Annotated in this window: 13 protein-coding genes; 8 read left to right on the top strand and 5 right to left on the bottom strand. The window is 68.8% G+C overall.

Annotation, left to right across the window (positions count from 1 at the left end; all coding sequences use genetic code 11):
* Positions 1-5 precede the first annotated feature (5 nt).
* From YWC_RS0124945 to YWC_RS0124915, 7 genes are all read left to right on the top strand, one after another.
* Positions 6-2,900, top strand: coding sequence for a glycosyltransferase (locus YWC_RS0124945; protein WP_027867812.1), 2,895 nt, complete (start codon positions 6-8; stop codon positions 2,898-2,900).
* A complete protein-coding gene (locus tag YWC_RS30790) occupies positions 2,893-4,809 on the top strand; it encodes a hypothetical protein (protein WP_036215976.1) in 1,917 nt (638 codons plus the stop codon). Before YWC_RS0124945 ends, YWC_RS30790 begins: the two co-directional genes overlap by 8 nt.
* Entirely contained in the window at positions 4,806-5,846 is a 1,041-nt protein-coding gene (locus YWC_RS0124935) for a glycosyltransferase family 2 protein (RefSeq protein ID WP_084416593.1), read from the top strand. The genes YWC_RS30790 and YWC_RS0124935 overlap by 4 nt, the downstream gene beginning before the upstream one ends.
* Positions 5,843-6,232: a GtrA family protein gene (locus tag YWC_RS0124930; RefSeq protein WP_036215974.1), complete on the top strand. Its 390-nt coding sequence runs from the start codon at positions 5,843-5,845 to the stop codon at positions 6,230-6,232. Before YWC_RS0124935 ends, YWC_RS0124930 begins: the two co-directional genes overlap by 4 nt.
* Positions 6,229-8,325 (top strand): DUF7024 domain-containing protein, encoded by a 2,097-nt coding sequence (locus tag YWC_RS0124925; RefSeq protein WP_027867809.1) that lies wholly within the window; start codon positions 6,229-6,231, stop codon positions 8,323-8,325. Before YWC_RS0124930 ends, YWC_RS0124925 begins: the two co-directional genes overlap by 4 nt.
* Positions 8,322-10,421: an ArnT family glycosyltransferase gene (locus YWC_RS0124920; protein ID WP_027867808.1), complete on the top strand. Its 2,100-nt coding sequence runs from the start codon at positions 8,322-8,324 to the stop codon at positions 10,419-10,421. The genes YWC_RS0124925 and YWC_RS0124920 overlap by 4 nt, the downstream gene beginning before the upstream one ends.
* Positions 10,422-10,565: 144 nt before the next feature.
* A complete protein-coding gene (locus tag YWC_RS0124915) occupies positions 10,566-12,257 on the top strand; it encodes a histidine kinase famiy protein (protein ID WP_027867807.1) in 1,692 nt (563 codons plus the stop codon).
* A 47-nt stretch (positions 12,258-12,304) separates the two neighbouring features.
* Here YWC_RS0124915 and YWC_RS0124910 read toward each other — a convergent pair whose 3' ends face one another.
* The 4 genes from YWC_RS0124910 to YWC_RS0124895 all read right to left on the bottom strand — a co-directional run bounded on the left by YWC_RS0124910 (position 12,305) and on the right by YWC_RS0124895 (position 16,005).
* Positions 12,305-13,831 (bottom strand): DEAD/DEAH box helicase, encoded by a 1,527-nt coding sequence (locus YWC_RS0124910; protein WP_084416592.1) that lies wholly within the window; start codon positions 13,829-13,831, stop codon positions 12,305-12,307.
* A gap of 258 nt (positions 13,832-14,089) precedes the next feature.
* Positions 14,090-14,854, bottom strand: coding sequence for an anti-sigma factor (locus YWC_RS0124905; protein WP_027867805.1), 765 nt, complete (start codon positions 14,852-14,854; stop codon positions 14,090-14,092).
* 26 nt (positions 14,855-14,880) lie between these two features.
* On the bottom strand, positions 14,881-15,501 hold the full coding sequence (locus YWC_RS0124900; protein ID WP_051306744.1) for an LON peptidase substrate-binding domain-containing protein: 621 nt from the start codon (positions 15,499-15,501) through the stop codon (positions 14,881-14,883).
* Positions 15,502-15,564: 63 nt separating this feature from the next.
* Positions 15,565-16,005: a hypothetical protein gene (locus YWC_RS0124895; protein ID WP_027867803.1), complete on the bottom strand. Its 441-nt coding sequence runs from the start codon at positions 16,003-16,005 to the stop codon at positions 15,565-15,567.
* Positions 16,006-16,191: 186 nt separating this feature from the next.
* Between YWC_RS0124895 and YWC_RS0124890 the strand changes: the two genes are divergently transcribed.
* The gene (locus YWC_RS0124890; protein ID WP_027867802.1) at positions 16,192-18,450 is read left to right on the top strand and encodes a CHASE domain-containing protein; all 2,259 of its coding nucleotides are present in this window, start codon (positions 16,192-16,194) and stop codon (positions 18,448-18,450) included.
* 192 nt (positions 18,451-18,642) lie between these two features.
* Here YWC_RS0124890 and YWC_RS0124880 read toward each other — a convergent pair whose 3' ends face one another.
* Entirely contained in the window at positions 18,643-19,638 is a 996-nt protein-coding gene (locus YWC_RS0124880; RefSeq protein WP_443093630.1) for an RNA-guided endonuclease InsQ/TnpB family protein, read from the bottom strand.
* Between the last annotated feature and the right edge of the window lie 96 nt (positions 19,639-19,734).

Genomic DNA, 19,734 nt, shown 5'->3' with positions numbered 1-19,734 from the left:
AAGATATGCGTATCGTCATCGACTTTCTCCACGCGCGGGACGGCATCGAGCCGGCCGCGTTGAACATTGCTCAGGCGCTTGCCGCTGCCGCCGGCACACGCGAGCTGTGGATCGCCGCGCCCCTGGACCAGCCTGGCCTGCTCGAAGACCTGCGCCTGGGCTTCCCGGGCCGCGTGCGTGCGCTCGACCTGACAGGTAACGCGCGCCTGCAGCCGGCCCTGCGCGAACATGCGCTGGCCAGCCTGTCGCCCGACGTGGTGCTGGTGCCGCGCGCGGCCGAGCGCAGCGTGGCGCCCCTGCCCTTCCCGGTGCTCTACCGTGCGCCGCAAGGGCTCGACGCAGCCGCCCTGCTGGTCGAACTGGACGCCACCGCCGCCGAACGCAGCACCCGTGCCGGGACCAGCCGTCCGAAGCTGGCCTACGTCTCGCCGCTGCCGCCGGTCAAATCCGGCATCGCCGACTACAGCGCCGAGCTGGTGCCGATCCTTGCGCAGTACTACGACATCACCCTGGTCGTCGACCAGGACACGGTGCTCGACGCGCGCCTGGACGGTTTCCCGCTGCACGGCCCCGACTGGCTGCGCGCCCATGCGCATGGTTTCGAGCGTGTGGTCTACCACGTCGGCAATTCGCACGCGCACCAGCACATGTTCGAGCTGATCCGCGAGGTGCCGGGCATCGTGGTGCTGCACGACTTCTTCCTGTCGGGCGTGCTCGACAACCTGGAACGCGAAGCCTACCTGCCGCAGGGTTTCATCAAGGCGCTGTACGAATCGCACGGCTACACGGGCCTGCTCAGCCATCGCAGGGAAGGCCGCAACCCATCGATCTGGAAGTACCCGCTCAACAAGGGCGTGCTCGACAACGCCACCGGCGTGATCGTCCACTCCGATTTTTCCAAGGAACTGGCAACTGAGTGGTACGGCGCGGACGCGGCACGAAGCTGGCACACCATCCCGCTGCTGCGCGGCCGTCCCGAGGACTCGGCCACGCCGGCCGCGCGCGCGGCGGCGCGTGCGCGCCTGGGCGTCCAGGACGGCGACTACCTCGTCACCACCTTCGGCATGCTGGGCCGCACCAAGCTCAATGAAGAGCTGCTCGACGCGTATCTCGCCTCGCCACTGGCGCACGACCCGCGCTGCCGCCTGGTCTTCGTCGGCGAGAACGACCCCGGCCTGTACGGCGCTGGCCTGCTGCGCAAGATCGCCGCCAGCGAAGCCGCCGGCCGCATCCGGATTGCCGGCTTCGTCGATGCCGCCACCTATGCCGACTACCTCGCCGCCAGCGACTGCGCAGTACAGCTGCGCGCCTCGACCCGCGGCGAGACATCGGCCTCGGTGCTCGACTGCCTGCTGTACGGTATCCCGACCATCGTCAACGCCCACGGCTCGACCGCTTCGATCAGCGACGCGCTGCTGCTGAAGCTGCAGGATGGCTTCGAGACATCGGAGCTGGCCGATGCGCTGGCGCGCCTGCACGGCGATGCGAAGCTGCGCGCCGGCTTCTCGGAACGCGCCCTGGCCCACATGGAACGCGAGCATGCGCCCGCCCACGTCGGCAAGCTGTACTTCGCCGCCATCGAAGAGTTCGCACAGCGCAGCCCGCAGGCCGCCTACCGCAAGCTGGTACGGGCTTGCGCGCCGCAATGCCCGGACGCCGAGCTACCGGCGCTGGCGTCGGCCATCGCCTTCAACCATGCGCCCACGGCGCCGCGCCAGCTGCTGGTGGACGTCTCCGCCGTGGTGCAGTCCGATCTCAAGACCGGCATCCAGCGCGTGGTGCGCAGCATCCTCCTGTCGATGATCGCCGATCCGCCGCCTGGCTTCCGGGTCGAGCCGGTGTATTCGCACGGCGGCAACCGCAGCTACCAGTACGCGCGCCAGTTCGGCCTGAACATGGTAGGCGAGACCAGCCTGCTGCTGGAAGACGCCCCGGTCGACCTGCGTCCCGGCGACATCTTCTTCGGCCTCGACCTGTTCACCAACGGCACCTCGCAGAACGAGAGCCTGCTGCAGGCGATGCGCGCGCGCGGCATCGGCATCTATTTCGTGGTGTTCGACATCCTGCCGATGCTGCGTCCGGACGTCTTCCCCTTCGGCACCGAGCAGTACTTCGGCGACTTCCTGCGCACCGTGCACAAGGTGTCGGACGGGGTGCTGTGCATCTCGCGCGCCGTGGCCGACGAACTGGCCGGCTGGATCGAGCGCCAGGGCCTGACCCGCCGCGCGCCATTGCGGCTCGGCCACTTCCACCTGGGCGCCGACATCGATGCCAGCGCGCCCAGCTTCGGCCTGCCACCAGACGCCGCGCAGGTGCTGGACGCACTGGCGCAGCGCCCCAGCTTCATCATGGTCGGCACCGTGGAGCCGCGCAAGGGCCACACCCAGGCGCTGGACGCCTTCGAGCTGCTGTGGGAGCGCGGCGAGGACGTCAACCTCGTCGTCGTCGGCAAGCAGGGCTGGATGATGGAAAAGCTGTGCGAACGCATGGCCGCGCATCCGGAAAAATCGACGCGCCTGTTCTGGATGAACGGCATCTCGGACGAGATGCTGCTCAAGCTCTACGCCGCTTCCTCGGCACTGCTGTCGCCGTCCGAAGGCGAAGGCTTCGGCCTGCCGCTGATCGAAGCGGCCCAGCACGGCATCCCGATCATCGCGCGCAGCCTGCCGGTGTTCCGCGAAGTGGCGGGAGAACACGCCTATTACTTCGACGGCCTGGCGCCGCAAGACCTGGCCGACGCGATCCAGGCATGGCTGGCCTTGCAGCGCGAGGGCAAGGCACCGCAGTCGACCGGCATGCCCTGGCTGACCTGGGACCAGAGCGCCCGGCAGGTGCTCGACGGCCTGGTGCGCCAGCAGTGGTACCGCGTGCTGCCCGGCACGGATAACGGCCATGCTTGAGCGCTGGCGCTTCCCGCTGCTGGTCGCACTCAGCCTGTGCGGCCTGCTCTGGATGTACGAGCCCTATTTCGGCGGTGACGTGGTCGAGTACACGGTCGCCACCGTGGCGATCGCCGACCACGGCTCGCCGGACATCCGCCTGGAAGATATCGCACGCGTGCGCACCCTGCTGCCCGGCATGTACACCGAACCATTCGACCTGCTCGAGCGCGGCATGCGCGAAGGCAGCCAGCAGCTGTACGCGGCCTTCGTGCGCGGGCGCGACGGCGATGTGTTCCCGGTCCATTACTTCGGCTATTCGCTGCTGGCGGCCGCCCCCTTCAAGCTGTTCGAGGCGCTCGGCATGCCGCCCTTCAAGGCCTTCCAGGCGGTCAACCTGGCGGCCGTCTTCGTGCTGGGACTGGCGCTGCGCCGCTTCTTCGGGTCCGAGCCCAAGGCCTGGCTCGGCCTCGGACTGTTCATGCTGTGCGGCGGCGCCCTCTACCTGCACTGGACCAGCCCGGAATGCGTGAGCGCGGCCCTGCTGCTCGCCGGCCTGCTGTTCTATACCAGCGGCGCCCCGCTGGCCGGCAGCGTGCTGGCCGGGCTGGCCGGGCAGCAGAACCCGACCATCCTGTTCTTCTTCGTGTTCGCGCCCCTGTTCAAGCTCTGGCTCGAGTATGAGCGCCAGCAGGGCGGATTGGCAGGACTGCGGGCCAACCTGCGCGCCCAGCTCACCCGCAGCAACATCCTCGGCCTGGCTGGCGGCATGGCCGTGTTCGCGCTGCCGCCGCTGTTCAACCTGTGGCAGTTCGGCGTCCCCAACATCATCGCCAAGCTGTTCTCCGACCCGGGCCTGGTCGGCGCGACGCGCCTGCTGTCCTTCTACTTCGACCTGAACCAGGGCATGATCGTCGGCGTTCCCGCCCTGCTGCTGCTCCTGCTCCTGCTGCTGCCGCGCATGGATGGCCGCGCGCGCGGGGTGCTGGCACTTAGTGCGCTGCTCACGCTGGCGCTGGCCCTGCCCGCGCTGGCCGTGCTGAACTGGAACTCGGGCGCCGTGGGCCCCATGCGCTACGCCTTCTGGGCCGCGATGCCGCTGGTCTTCGCGCTGCTGGTGCTGCTGCGCCGCCTGCCGCGCTGGCCGCAGCTGGCCCTGGTGCTGCTGGCGGCCGGCCAGGCGGCGGCGGTGGACCACGCATCCGAATACAACTACGTCCACTTCAGCCCCACCGCCGAGCTGGTTCTGGCGCGCGCACCGCAGCTTTACCATCCGGAGCCCGAGATCTTCGCCGAGCGCGCCGGCCACCACGACAACTACATCCAGACCGACAGGGTCTACGTGCTGCGCGGCGCTGACGGCAGGGAGCTGAAAACCCTGGTGCATGCGTCCAACGCCCACCTCGACGAGCAGCTGTGCGGCCGCGGCGCCAGCCTGGCGCCCGACCTGCCGCAGGTGGCGAGCACGCGCGGCTGGCGCTACATCGACGGGCCCCTGCGCTGTGTCGCAGGGAGCTACGTCCAGCGCAGCTTCGGGTTCGACGCGCTGCGCGCCGGCGAGGCCGTGGCCCTGGTGTCGGGCTGGAGCAACCTGGAAGCAAACGGTCCCGGCTGGGACGGCGCCTGGTCGCTCGGCGCGCGCTCGCGCCTGCGCGTGAACGTCGACGGCGCCGCCGTGCAGGCCCTGCTCATCACCGGCAACTACCTGGCGCCGAACCGCCAGACCCGCGTCATCGTGAACGGCCAGGACCTCGGCTGGCATGCGCTCGACCAGGCCGGCCCGCTGGCGCTGCCCGAGCAGGCGCGCGCCGCCACCCTCGACATCGAACTCGAACATGCCTCGCCCGCCTCCCCCGGTCCGGGCGACCCGCGCCTCCTCGCCTTCTTCCTGCGCGATGTCAGCGTACGCCAACACCCCAGCAAGCCATGAACGCCATTGACGCCAGCACCACGAAGCTTTCTCCCGCCACCACGCAGGCCATTGCGCCGATCGGCGTGCCCGACGCGGTCGCGGTCGTGATCCCCAGCTACAAGGTCACCCGCCACATCCTGGGCGTGATCGAGGGCATCGGGCCCGAGGTCAGCCGCATCTACGTGGTGGACGACAAGTGCCCGGACGGCAGCGGCGCCTTTGTCCGCGAACACTGCCGCGACCCGCGCGTGGTGGTGCTGGAACACGCCGAGAACCAGGGCGTGGGTGGCGCCGTCATGACCGGCTACCGCGCCGCCATCGCCGACGGCGCCAAGGTGATGGTCAAGATCGACGGCGACGGCCAGATGGACGGCGCGCTGATCCCGAACTTCATCGCGCCGATCCTGGCGGGCGAGGCCGACTACACCAAGGGCAACCGCTTCTTCAACCTGGAACGCCTGGGCGCGATGCCGCCGATGCGCCTGTTCGGCAACGCGGCCCTGTCCCTGATGACCAAGCTGTCCTCGGGCTACTGGGACCTGTTCGACCCGACCAACGGCTACACCGCGATCCACGCCGACTGCGCGCGCTTCCTCCCCTTCGACAAGATCAGCAAGCGCTACTTCTTCGAGTCGGACATGCTGTTCCGCCTGAACATCCTGGGCGCGGTGGTGGCCGACGTGCCGATGGACGCCGTCTACGGCGACGAGGTCAGCAACCTCAAGATCTCGCGGGTCGTCACCGAATTCTTCACCAAGCACGTGCGCAACTTCGGCAAGCGCATCTTCTACAACTACTACCTGCGCAACATGTCGGTGGCCTCGATCGAGCTGCCGCTCGGGATCCTGCTGACCCTGTTCGGCACCATCTACGGCCTGACGCACTGGATCGCCTCGGCCCAGGATGGCGTCGCGACCCCGGCCGGCACCGTGATGCTGGCCGCGCTGCCGGTGATCATGGGCGTGCAGCTGATCCTCGCCTTCATCTCGCACGACGTCGCCTCGGTGCCGCGCCGGCCGCTGCACAAGAAGACCCTGTACCGCAGCAAGCCATGAGCCCAGCCAGGATCGCTTCAAAACTGGCGTCGCGCCAGTTCGCCGTCTACGTCACCGGCGGCGTGCTGTGCGCGCTGGTCGACATCGGCCTGATGCAGCTGCTGCTGGGGGCGGGCTTCCACCACACGGCCGCCGCCAGCGCCGGCTTCGCGGCCGGGCTGCTGGTCAACTTCGCCTTCCACTCGGGCGTCACCTTCAACGCCTCGGCCAATCCCGCGCGCTTCGCGCGCTACCTGTGCCTGGTCGCCGTGAACTACGGGCTGACCCTGGGCTGCGTGGCACTGGCCCAGGCGCTGGCGGGCAATCCCCTGCTCGGCAAGATCCTGTCGCTGCCGCTGGTGGCGGTGAACGGCTTCCTGCTCGGCAAATACTGGATCTTCAAGTGAACACCACGGCAAGCACCCGGAACACACGCATACCTTCCCTGGTCCTGGCTGCCGGCATGGCGCTGGTGGGCTGGTACCTGCTGCAGCGCACGCTCGGCCTGTCGCCCGGCGTCTTCGCCGACGAGTGGTACTACAGCAAGATGGCGCGCCTGATGCCGCTGTCCGAGGCCACGCTGCCGTCCTGGCTCTACCTGCTGGTGTTCGGCGCCAGCAGCAGCTGCGGCCCCGGCTTCCTCGACTGCGCCCGCATCGGCAACATCCTGTTCCACGTCGGCGCCGCCCCCTTCCTCTACCTGGTCGCGCGGCGCGTGATGCCGGCGCCGCTGGCCTGCGCCATCGCCCTGCTGTCCCTGCTGCTGCCGCTGAATCTGTACACCAGCTTCTTCATGCCGGAGTCGATGTACTTCTTCGGCTTCGCGGTGCTGGCCTGGGTCGCGCTCTGCGGCCTGGCCTGGCACCCGTGGCTGCATGCGCTGCTTGCCGGCCTCGTGCTGGGCCTGATGAGCCTGGTGAAGGTGCACGCAATCTTCCTGCTGCCGGCGCTGTGCCTCTACCTCGTGTACGCCAGCCGCGTGCGCGCTGCGGGTGACAAGGGCGGCGCCTGGATCGCGCGCGGCCTGGGCGCGGCGGCGCTGGCGCTTGTCGCCGCCGCGACCGTGAAACTGCTGCTCGGCTGGCTGCTGGCGGGCGAGGCCGGCCTGACCCTGTTCGGCGCCTTCTACGGGGCCGGCGCCAGCTCGGCGTCGCAGCACAGCCTGCTGTCGCGCCTGGTCCCGATCACGGTCAGCGCGCGCGGCCATGCGATGGCCTTGACGGCGCTGCTGGCCATCCCCCTGGCGGCGCTGCTGCACGCCCTGTTCAGCCGCGACACCTGGCGCGCCGACAATCCGCGCGGCCCGCTGGTCGTCTTCACCGTGCTCGCACTCGGCTCGGCGCTCGGCCTGGCCGTCCTGTACACGGCCTCGATCGCCCACGAGGGACCGACGGAGGGCCTGCGCCTGCATTCGCGCTACTACAGTTTCGCCCTGCCCCTGCTGCTGGTCGCCGCTGCCGCTACCGCTGCCGCCGGCAAGGACGCAAGCCAGCAGGCAGGCCGCCGCCTCCTGGTGCCGGGACTGATCGTGCTGGTGCTGGCGGTCCTGCTGGCGGCGGCCTGGTTCCGCCTGTCCGGCTTCGACCCGCGCCTCACCGACAGCCCGGAATACACGGCGCTGGCCAGGCATGGCCTCGCGGTCACCGCCCTGTTCATCGTCCAGGCCCTGCTGCTGGCGCTGTGGCTGCGCTCGCGCCGCGCCGCGGCCTGGGGCGGGCTGGCACTGGCCTTGCCGCTGGCGCTGCTCATCACCAACCGCGACGTGCACCAGCATTACCTCGTGCACCTGAAGGCTGCGCCGCCTGCGGACCGCGCCGGCATGGCCGCGCGCGCGCTGATTCCGCTGGAGGAGCGCGGCGCGACCATGATCGTCGCCAACGGCGCCGACTTGTTCCGCACCCAGTTCCACATCGACTACCCCGAGATGACCCTGCTCGACATGCCCGACGGCAGCCCGATCGAGGCCTATCGCATCGGCTCGCAGACCCGCTGGCTGGTCGCGGTGGGCCGCCATCCGCTGCCGCAAGGGATGGTGCCGACGGTCACCAACGAGGCCTTCACGATCGTCAAGCTGCCGCGTCCCGAGCGTAGCCTGGTGGGCGAATACGCCTTCAATGTCGCCCCCGGCCCCGGCCAGCTGGTGGTGGGGGCCGACGGCCTGTCGAATGTGGAAGCCTGGGGCCGCTGGTCGGATGGCAAGCGCGTCGAGCTGCGTTTCGACCGTCCCCTGCCGGCGCGCCTGACAGTCGTGCTGACCGCAGGCGCCTTCGGCGCCAACATCAACGCGCCCTTCGTACTGCGCGTGGGGGATGCCGCGCTCGAATTCCGCCTGCCCTGGGAAGCCCGCGAAGTCGTGCTCGACCTGGATACCGACGGGCGCCAGCAGAGCCTGGTGATCGAGGTGCCGCAGCCGCAGCGGCCGAGCGAGCTGGGGAATTCGACGGATACGCGCCTGCTGGGGATTTCGCTGACCCGGATGCGCATTGAAACGAGACCATGACTCCACACGATACCCGAACAAAACGCCTTGTCTGGCCCCTGGCCCTGAGCTTCGCCCTGGCCGGCATCGCCTGGCTCCTCTACCAGCGCAACGCCGGCCTGCAGCCGAGCGTCTTCGCCGACGAATGGTATTACAGCAAGTTCGCGCGCCTGATGCCGCTGGCGGATTCGATGCTGCCTTCGTATCTGTATCTATGGCTGTTCGGCGCCAGCAGCGCCTGCGGCGACGGCTTCCTCGACTGCGCCCGGATCGGCAACCTCGCCTTCTTCGTGGGCGGCGCGCCTTTCATCTACCTGATCGCGCGCCGCTACACGAGCGCTCCGGCGGCCGCCGGCGTCGCGGTGCTGAGCACGCTCGCGCCGCTGAATTCCTTCACCGTCTACTTCATGCCGGAATCGATGTACTACTTCGGCTTCTGCGTGCTGAGCTGGGTGGCGCTGAAGGGCAGCGACTGGCGGCCAGGCGCGCATGCGCTGGCGAGCGGCGCCGTGCTCGGCCTGATGAGCCTGGTCAAGGTGCATGCGGTGTTCCTGCTGCCGGCCCTGGTCCCCTTCCTGCTGGCGGCCAGCTGGCTGCGTGGCGGCCCCTGGCTCCTGCGCGGCATCGCCATGGCGGCCGCGGCGACCCTGTGCACCTTCGTCGTCAAGTTCAGCCTCGGCTGGCTGTTCGCCGGCGATGCCGGTCTCAGCATATTCGGCCCCTTCTACGAGTCGACCAGGCTGGGCACCGACGGCTTGACCTTGCTGGGGGCGGCCCTGGTCAGCGCGCGCGGCCACCTGATGACGCTGGCCCTGATCTACGGCCTGCCGCTGGCCATGCTGGCCTACGCCCTGATCACGCAGGTCGTGCGTCCGCGCGCCGCGGGCGCCGACCGGGAAGACGCCAACCGGCGCCTGCTGCACCTGTACATCCTGCTCATGCTCGGCGCTGCCGCCGGCCTGACGGTCATGTACACCGCCGGCCTGCACGTCGAGGGCAGCCGCGAAGGCCTGCGCCTGCACCTGCGCTACTACAGCTTCGTGTTCCCGCTGCTGGTCGTCGTGGCCGCGGCGGCGCTGTCCCGGGACGCACGGCTGCCGGAAGGGCGCGAGCGTCCCTGGCTGCGCTGGACACTGGTCGTGGCGCTGGGGGCGACCCTGGCCGCGGCGCTGTTCATGCTGCAGGGCTACACGACGAACGTGGTGGACGGCCCGGACATCCATCACCTCAACGTGACGGACAAGGCCCTGCGCATCCTCGTCGGACTGCAGTTGCTCGTGCTGCTCGCCTGGGCGATGCGCCTGCGCGCGGCACCGCTGCTGTTCCTGTGCCTGCTCCTGCCGGCAGCCTACGCAGCCAGCAACCGGGGCATCCACAATCACTTCGAGAACCTGCGCCCGCCGAGCAAGACCGACCTGGCGGCCAAATGGGTGTACGAGCACGTGCCGCCGGCCGAGCGCAGCCAGGTGGTGGTGGCGGGCGTCGACCTGAGCATGATGCTGCGCGCGCAATTCCATATCGACCACCCGGACACCACGACCATGGTGATCGACTTCGGCCCGGTCGCCGAATACCAGTTGCCCTTGAACAAGAAGTGGATGCTGCTGCTGGGCGAGTACCAGGTGCCGGACAACATCGCCACCACCGTCCTGCGCACGCCCTGGTACACGGTGCTGCGCCTGCCGGAGCCCGAGCCGAAGCTCAGCCATGTGAAACTGTCGCTCCCGCCGGATCCGCGCGTCGTCACTGGCGTCGAAGGCCTGTCGCACCTCGAGCCCTGGGGCCGCTGGTCGGATGCAAAACGGGTGGTGATCGAGTTCGCGCAGCCGCTGCCGCGCCGCGCCGGCGTGGTGCTGACGGCGCGCGCCTACGACGTGAATGCCAACATGCCTTTCAAGATCCACGTCGGCGGCCAGACCCGGGAATTCAAGGTCGGCTGGCACCAGCAGGAAATCGGCCTGCATTTCGACACCGACGGCAGCGCCCGTACCCTGGTCATCGAGGTGCCGCAGCCGGTGTCGCCGGAGGAGCGCGGCCACCCGGGCGATTCGCGCAAGCTCGGCATCGGCATCGGCGAGATCATCATCACCGACGGCACGGCCCAGGCCGCGCGTTGATCTGGCGCAGACCGGCGCCTTGTTGCCGGTGCTGTGTGCGGTCACGTACGGAATGCCGTCCCCTGCCCCGCTACAGTGAACTCGAGCCGGCCGCCCTCGTGCGGCGGCTGGCGCAGCGGCATGTCGCCGCACATCGGGACACACATGGCAACTGGATCGGACAAGGAAGATCACCTCTCGAAACCCCTGGACATGCAGGGGAATGGCCAGAGCATGGGCGTGCAGGCCGTCGGCGAGGTCGAGGGCAATGCCATTACGCCGACCGGCGGCCCGGGCGTCAATCACTGGCAGGCCGGCTATATCGGCCACCGCGGGCTGGACGAGCGCAGCAACATCTTCTTCGCCGCCGTCGAGATGACGCGCATGCCCATGATCATCACCGATCCCAACCAGGACGACAATCCGATCGTGTTCGCCAACGGCGCCTTCTTCGACCTCACCGGCTACGAAGAGAAGGATGTAATGGGCCGCAACTGCCGCTTCCTGCAGGGGCCCGACACTGACCGAAGCACGGTCGCCGAAGTGCGCAATGCCCTGCGCGAGCAGCGCGCGGTGGCGGTCGATCTCATCAACTACAAGGCCGACGGCGAGCCTTTCTGGAACGCCCTGTTCATCGGCCCGATCTTCGACCAGGACGGCAAGCTGCTGTACTTCTTCGCCTCGCAGATGGACGTCACCGAACGCCGCAGCACGCTCGAGTCGAACCTGCAGGCGCAGAAGATGGAAGCCATCGGACAGCTGTCGGCCGGGATGGCGCACGACTTCAACAACCTGCTGCAGGTCATCAACGGCAACCTCGAACTGGCCCTCCTGAGCGCCGGGAAGATCCCCGCGGCGGCCGAGCCGATCCGGCGTGCCCAGCGCGCTACCCTGCAGGCCGGCAAACTCACCCAGCAACTGCTGAGCTTTGCGCGCAAGCAGCGCCTCGAGCACAAGCGCGTCAGCCTGAACGCGCTGGTGGTCGATTTTTCCGACATGCTGGTGCGCACGCTCGGCGACAAGGTCGAACTGCGCCTCGACCTGCGCCCCGGCCTGCCGTCCTGCTCGATCGACCCGACCTACCTGGAAATGGCGCTGCTCAACGTCGTCATCAATGCGCGCGACGCCATGCCGCAAGGCGGCGTGGTCACGGTGGGCACGGCGGTGGTCGAGGAAGCACGGCGCGTCGCCAACCGGCTGCCGCCGGGCGAATATGTCGCCATCTGCATCCAGGACGGGGGCGAAGGCATGCCGCCGGACGTGCTCAAGCGCGCCACCGAGCCCTTCTTCACCACCAAGGGCCTGGGCACGGGCCTGGGCCTGGCGATGGTGCACGGCTTCGTGCAGCAGTCGCAGGGACGGCTCGACATCGACAGCGAACCGGGACGCGGCACCCAGGTGCGCATGATCTTCCCGGTGGCGCAGCAGTCGCGGCACGAGGATGGTGGCACCGACGCCGGTACGGACGCGCACGAAGCGGGCCGCAAGTGCCGCATCCTGGTGGTGGAAGACAATGAGGACGTGCGCGAGCTGGCCGAAGCCATGCTGGCGGCGGCCGACTACGACGTGCTGTCGGCGTCGAGCGGCGAGCGCGCGCTCGAGCTGCTTGAAACGGAAAAGGTGGATTTGCTGTTCACCGACGTGATCATGCCGGGCGGGATGAACGGGCTGCAGCTGATCGAGCAGGTGCATGCCAACAAGCCGGGAATGCCGGTGCTGGTGACCACCGGCTACATGGACGAACTGCCGGCGCGCGGGGCGCGCGACAAGTCACTGGACGTGCTGGCCAAGCCCTACCAGCACCAGGACCTGCTGGACCGGGTGCATGCGGCGCTGCGTGCGCGCCGCGCGGCGTGAAGGCAGGATGGTAATCCAGGCCACTGGCCTGAATTACCCCCACGACATCAATTCGAACGCGGCCCGCCACCCAGCAGGAAAGCCAGCTTCTGCTTGCCCGGCTTGGATTGCGCCTGTGTCGGCGTCACGACTTCCTTGCGCGCCGCGCTCGACGGCTCGTAGGGCTTGAGGAACCACGGATCGACTTTCTCGCGGCGCGGCGTCGGGCTGTAGCCGCTGCTGCGCGGCGGACGTTCGCCGCGCTCGCCGCCACGCGCGGCGCCTTCGTCGCGGCGGCCGCGGCGCTCGCCGTCGCGGGCGAACTCGGGACGGCCGCCTTCGCGCGGACGCGCCGACGGCGCCACGAAGCCCGGCAGCTCGCCGCGCGGGACGGTCTGCTTGATCAGCTTCTCGATGTCGGCCAGCAGGCGCTCGTCCTTGTCCGAGAACACCGAAAGCGCGTCGCCCGAGGCGCCGGCGCGGCCGGTACGGCCGATGCGGTGCACGTAGTCCTCGGCGTTGTACGGCAGGTCGTAGTTGATCACGCAGGGCAGGTCCGAGATGTCGAGGCCGCGCGCGGCCACGTCGGTCGCCACCAGCACTTCGATCGTGCCCTGCTTGAAGGCGTCGAGGGCGGCCATGCGCTCCTGCTGGGTCTTGTCGCCGTGGATCGCCGAGGCCTTGATGCCCTTCTTCTCGAGATGGGTCGACAGGCGCGAGGCGCCGATCTTGGTGTTCGAGAACACGATCACCTGCTTCAGGTTGCGCTCGCGGATGATGTGCTCGACCACGTCGCGCTTGAGTTCCTCGTCGACCTTGTAGACGATCTGCGTGACCTTGTCGGCGGTGGCATTGCTGCGCGCGACTTCGATCAGCACCGGGCTGTTCAGGAAGCTGTTGGCCAGCTTCTTGATCTCCGGCGAGAAGGTGGCCGAGAACATCAGGTTCTGGCGCTGCTTCGGCAGCAGGTTGATGATGCGCTGCAGGTCGGGCAGGAAGCCCATGTCGAGCATGCGGTCGGCTTCGTCCATCACCAGCATCTGCACCTGGCCCAGGCTGACGTTCTTCTGCTCGATGTGGTCGAGCAGGCGGCCCGGGGTGGCGATGACGATCTCGACGCCGCCCTTCAGGATGGTGGTCTGGCCCTTCATGTCCATGCCGCCGAACACGACGGTGGAACGCAGCGGGGTGTGCTTGGCGTAGGCCTTGACGTTGTCGGCCACCTGCACCGCCAGTTCGCGGGTCGGGGTCAGGACCAGGGCGCGCACCGGGTGGCGCGCCGGCGACATGCTGCTGTTGGCATGCGCCATCAGGAGCTGGATGATCGGCAGCGAGAAGCCGGCGGTCTTGCCGGTGCCGGTCTGGGCGGCGCCCATGACGTCGCGGCCCTGCAGCACCAGCGGGATCGCCTTGGCCTGGATCGGGGTCGGGTACTCGTAGCCCTGGTCGGTCAGCGCGCGCAGGATTTCCGGCGCCAGGCCGAGGTCGGTGAAGCGCACGGTCGGCGCTTCGTCCGCCTTGACCTGCTCGACCGGTGCGGCCAGGGTGATGTCGTCGGAATCGGCGCTCACGGGAGTATTCTGGATATCAGACATATTCTTGTTGGACAGTATTTCGTTAGCTCTACGGCTGCGCCCGCAGGCAAAAATCGGCCCGCGCGGGTAGCTTCCAGAGGGACGGCGGGCCGGCAAACCGGTCCGCATGGGCCGCGAAGCGCCCAGGCAACAAGCCTGGACTGGGCGGACGTAGAGGCACTTTAGCGGGCTACACGATACCTGAAATCCACCTCACTGTATATAAAGTCCTGTTTTCGGGGCAGTTTTCGAGAACGGTGGAAGGCATCGGATAAAGGCTCAGGGTGTCCAGCCACGCTGCTGGGCCGCGCGTTCGGCGGCCGGATCGAGGGTGGCGCCGACGATGCGGGCGTCGATGGCGGCCTGTACCGACGGCGGCAGGGTGCTGCCGTCGAGCCAGGCGGTGCCCGGCTGCGGCTGGGCCAGCACCGGGATGGTCCAGCGCCCGTTGCCGCGGCAGGCCAGGCCTGCCGTGGTGTCGACCACGAAACTGCGGCAGTAGCTGCCGTCTTTCGACACGAAGGTGACGCCGATGCGCACCCCGGTTTCCGTGGGGCCGGGGCTGGCCAGCTGGCCGCCGAGGGCGTCGACCAGGCGGCCGCGCGCCACCAGGGCGCCATCGCTGGCTTCGAGCATCACTAGCCCGGGGTCGGGCCGCAGTTCCTGCCAGCCGAGGGCGCCGCCGAGGGCGCCGGCCAGGAGCGCGGCGCCGACGGCCAGCCAGTGGCGCGGCGTCCATTCGGTGCGGGCCGGCAGGGACGGCGGCGCCAGCGGCGCGCCGCGTCCGGGGCGGACGGCGTCGAGATGGACCACCTTGGCCCCGCCCGGCGCCCGGGCGCGTCCCTGGTGGTGTCCGCCGTGGCCGTTCGAGACGCTGAAGATGTGGGAGCGGCCGGCGGAGCGTTCGCCGCTTTCGCGGCGATGCTGGGCGATGCGGGCGGCCAGCACCGGATCGGCGCGCATGGCCCGCTCGACCGCCGCGCGCGCCGGCTCGGCCAGCTCACCGTTGATGTATGCGATCAGGAGGTCGTCCGAGAATTTCATGCCAGCACATAAACCACGAAAATAAGCTACGAAGTAATGAGACCGTGCTCGTCCAGGACGTCGTGCAGCAGCTCCAGGCGGATCACGGGGTTGTCGAGCATGAGCATGTGGTGCTTCTGCTGGTTGGGCAGCGGCAGCAGTTCGCACCACCGGTTCGCCACCCAGCCGCAGTCGTCGAGGCGGAACGGCGGCTGCACCGGCCAGCGGTGGCGCGGTACGTCGTGCAGCGAGGACAGCACGCGGTCGAGCGCGTCGGACGCGCCCTGCAGTTCGGACGGCACCTTGACGTCGTGGTCGTCCTCGACCAGCTCGGCCTCGGCCATCCACAGCCCGTTCAGGCGCTGTTCGGCGGTCACCACCGTGAAGCGCGAGCCGCCGCGGCAGAGTACCTGCAGCAGTCCGGGCGAGGTGGTGGTGGTTTCGGTGACGGAAGCGATGGTGCCGGCGGCGGCGAAGCGCTCCGGCTCGCCATCGGGCTGGCGCACCTCATGCCCATGCGTGAGCAAGACCACGCCGAAGGGTGCGTCTTCGGTGAGGCAGCGGCTGATCATGTCGAGGTAGCGGACCTCGAACACCTGCAGCGGCAGCACCCCGTCCGGAAACAGCACCGTACTGAGCGGGAACAAGGGCATGGAAATCGTGGACATGATGTCCATGATGACAGAATCGCAGGCAAAACGGGAGCACGATTGGGCGCGCACAGGGCGCCTTCAATCGGGCCCCTGCAGCGGCATGCTGCGGATCGCATGCCCGAGGTTGGCCAGCCGCCAGCGCAACCTGTCCATGCCCGGATCCGGCATCGGCACCACCCGCACCCGCAGCACCCCGCCGGGCAGCGCCGGACAGGGGATGTCCTGCTCGCCCGCCTCTTCCACCGGGAGCCTGAACTCGCCCCCGGGCGCCAGCTGCACCGGGCCGAACACCAGCGGCGCTCCGGTGCCGTTCCTCAGCAGCAGCACGTCCTGCACGCCCAGGGTCAGGCGCACCGCCGCGGGCGCTTGCTGGCCGCGCCGCACTTCCAGCGGCAGCTCGTGGCTGTCGCCGCGCAGTGGCCACAACATGCCCCACAGCAGCACCAGCAGCCCGCCGGCCGCCAGGGCCGCGAGCGGCCAGTGGCGGCGCAGCAGCTCCGACGGCTCAGGCAGCCGCATGCCGGGAGGGTAAAGCGCGGGGGTTCACACGTTTCGAAAGTTGCATCAGGTTAATTTTAGGAGATAATACATATTGCCGCACGCGCACGGTGGCGTGCGCCCCAACACAGCAAGGATGCGTATCCTACCTGCTTCCGCGCGTTTCCGATCAACCTGCCCCACGGCGCCCTTCGCGCGTACGACCACATGCCGCAGTCCCAGCCAGCCGTCCAGCCCAGCCGCATTCCCCTGCCCGGTTCCGGACAGATGCCGCTGCTGCTGGCCATGCTGGTGCTGCTGGTGACCCTGCTGGTCACGTTCAGCGCCTGGAGCAGCGCCAAGCGCGCCGCCGAAGCGCAGCTGCTCGAGACCTTCGACTACCGTACCCGCGACATGGCCTACAGCGTCAGCCGCCGCATGGCGGTGTACGAACAGGTGCTGCGCGGCGCGCGCGGCTTCCTGCGCGGCTCGGTCGAGCTCGACCGGCACGACTGGGCCGAGTATTACCAGTTGCTGCGCCTGGACCAGTCCTTCCCCGGCATGGAGGCGCTCGGCATCGCCACCATCATCCCGCACCGGCAGCTGAAGGCGCACGAGGCGGCCATGCGGCGCCAGGGCCATCCCGGCTACGCGGTGCGCCCGGAAGATCCGCGCGAGGTATATACCGCGATCACCCACATCGAGCCCTTTGGCGGGCGCAACCTGCGCGCCTTCGGCTTCGACATGTTCAGCGAACCGGTGCGCCGCGCCGCGATGGCGCGCGCGCGCGACACCGGCCAGGCGGCCCTCAGCGGCAAGGTGGTGCTGGTCCAGGAAGAGGTGGGGCACGAGGGGCCGGGCCGCCAGCAGGCGGGCACCCTGATGTACCTGCCGGTGTACCGCGACGGCGAGCTGGCCGGCACCGTCGACCAGCGTCGCCGGGCCATCGTCGGCTGGGTCTACGCCCCCTTCCGCATGGACGACCTGATGCAGGGACTCGGCGGCGCCCATTCAACCGACCTCGAGGTCGAGATCCACGACGGCGAGCCGGCCGGCGACGCCAGCCTGCTGTACCGTTCGCCGAACGCATCCAGCCACCCGGCGCGCCTGCGCGCCAGCGCCCAGATCGTCCCGGGCGGGCGCACCTGGACCATCAGCATGCGCTCCAGCGCCGCCCTCGAACAGAGCCTCGACACCAAGCGCCCGCAGCTGGTGGCGGTCACCGGCATCGGCCTGAGCTTCCTGATCAGCCTGGTAGTCTGGCTGCTGGCCAGCGAACGGCGCCGCGCGCTGCAGCTGGCGCACGGCATGACGCTGGAGCTGCGCCAGTCGCACGACCGCATCGCCAGCGAGCAGAAACGCATCCAGGTCATCCTCGAGAACGCGCCCGACGCCTTCGTGGCCGTCGATGCCCGGGGCTGCATCACCGACTGGAACGCCCAGGCCAGCCGCCTGTTCGGCTGGAGCGCCGGCCAGGCCATCGGCCGCCGGGTCGAAGAACTGCTGCCCGAGGAAAGCCGCGCGTCCTTCCGCAGCGGTTTCGAGTCTTTCGCGCGCAGCGGGCAGTGCGCAATGCAGGGTGCGCCGACCGAACTGCAGGTAGCCGGGCACGACGGGCGCCGCATCGCGACCGAAGTGACGGTGGCGGTGATGCCGACCGACGAAGGCTTCGGCGCCACTGCCTTCGTGCGCGACATCACGCAGCGCAAGGAAGCGGAAGCGCGCGAGCACCAGCGCCAGCAGGGCCTGGACGAGGCGCGCCAGCTTCTCGCCCGGGCCCAGAAACTGGAAGCGGTGGGCAAGCTCACCGGCGGCGTGGCGCACGACTTCAACAACATCCTGCACATCATCAGCGCCAATGTGCAGCTGATCCTGCGCGCCGACGCCAGCCATCGCAAACGCCTGCTCAGCATCCTCGACGCGGTCGAGCGCGGCGCCAAGCTGGCCGGCCAGTTGCTCGCCTTTGCGCGGCGCCAGCCGCTGCACCCGCTCGAGGTCCACGTGGACAATCTGCTGGAGCGCATGGACAGCCTGGTGCTGCGCGCGGCCGGCGACCAGATCGTCCTGGAAAAACGCATCCCGCCCGATCTCTGGCCGGTGCTGGTGGACCCGAACCAGCTCGAGAACGTGCTGCTCAACCTGGTGATCAACGCGCGCGACGCGATGGAAGGCAACGGGCGCATCGTGCTGGCGCTGAACAACGCGCACGTGGAGGGCGACGCCGTGCTGGCGCCGGGCGACTACGTCACGGTGGCGGTCGCCGACAGCGGGCACGGCATGCCGCAGGATGTGATGGAGCACGCCTTCGAACCGTTCTTCACCACCAAGCCCGAGGGCAAGGGCACCGGCCTGGGCCTGTCGATGGCGCACGGCTTCGCGCGCCAGAGCAGCGGCGACATCCGCCTGGCGAGCGAGCCCGGCAAAGGGACGACGGTGACGATCTATTTGCCGCGGCACATGGCCACCGCGCCAGTGGCGATGGCGTAGGGCGAATCGTGCGCGGCTAGTCGCATGCTACATTGGCCCTGCCTGAACCCGAGCCAGGAGTCCACAGTGTCTTTCTCCGACAATGCCTCCCTCCACGTTCCCGTCGAGCAGGGCGTGCCGCACACCAGGGTCTTCGACAGCACGCTCAAGCTGCTCTCCGAAGGCTATCCGTTCCTCCAAACTTAAGCAAAGCTAGCCCTTGTTATTCAAAGCTGCCATGCTGTTGGATTCCTGCTTCGCCGGGGCCGGTTTCGTCCCGCGCTGGCGCGCCGGACCAGTGCGGTCCCCTCCACAGGCAGAGACGGTGGAACTCACCGCCACACTTTTCAAATTGATGGCCGCATTCACGTCGCGGTCGTGCTGCGTACCACAGCCTGCACAGGTCCATTGCCGCGTTCCCAAGGCGAGTGCTTCCAGCAGGCGCCCACAGGACGAGCACAGCTTGCTGCTCGGGTACCAGCGGTCCGCGACCACCACCTGGCCACTGCGCCAGCCGGCCTTGTATTCCAGCTGGCGGCGCAGTTCGGAAAATCCCATGTCGGCCACCGCGCGCGACAGGTGCCGGTTGGCCAGCATGCCCTTCACGTTCAGGTTCTCGATCCCGATGGTATGGAAGCGGCGCGTGATGCTTGTGGTGAGCTTGTGCAGGAAATCGGCGCGGACGTTCGCGATCCGGGCGTGCAAGCTGGCCAGCCTGTCCTTGGCCTTGCGGCGGTTGCTTGCCCCCTTGACTTTGCGCGACAGCGCCCGCGACAGGCGGCGCAGCCGTGCAAGCAGGGCGCGCAGCGCCTTCGGGCCGGGCCACTTCTCGCCTGTTGATAGCGTCGCCAGCGTCGATATTCCCAGGTCGACCCCGACCGCGCCTTGGTTCTCGGCAGTTGGCAAGGGTTGATCCTCAAGGGTGTCGACGGTGANGCTGGCGTACCANTGNCNGGCGCGGCGCNCGATGGNGGCCGAAANGATGCGCCCCGTGAAGCGCAGGNCTTCGCGCATGCGGANCCAACCCAGCTTCGGGATGCGGATGCGTCGGCCCTCCACGGCGAACTGGTCGTTCGACAAGGTAAAGCGGTCGTCGCGGCCCTTGCGGCGAAACTGCGGGTAGCGGGCCCGTTTCGAAAAAAAATTCTCGAAGGCCTGGCCGAGCTGGATGATCGCCATCTGCGGCGCGTTCTTGGTCACCTCGAGCATCCAGGGAAACTGGTCGCGTTTGACGGCGTTCAGTTGCCGCCGCAGCGACAACTGCGAGGGGGCCGGGAGCGCCGGGTTGTTCTGGCGCGCCAGGAA

It is taken from the genome of Massilia alkalitolerans DSM 17462, assembly GCF_000427785.1.
GTDB lineage: Bacteria > Pseudomonadota > Gammaproteobacteria > Burkholderiales > Burkholderiaceae_D > Telluria > Telluria alkalitolerans.
The sequence above is the reverse complement of the archived record's forward strand: the minus strand, read 5'-3'. Positions and strand labels throughout refer to the sequence as shown.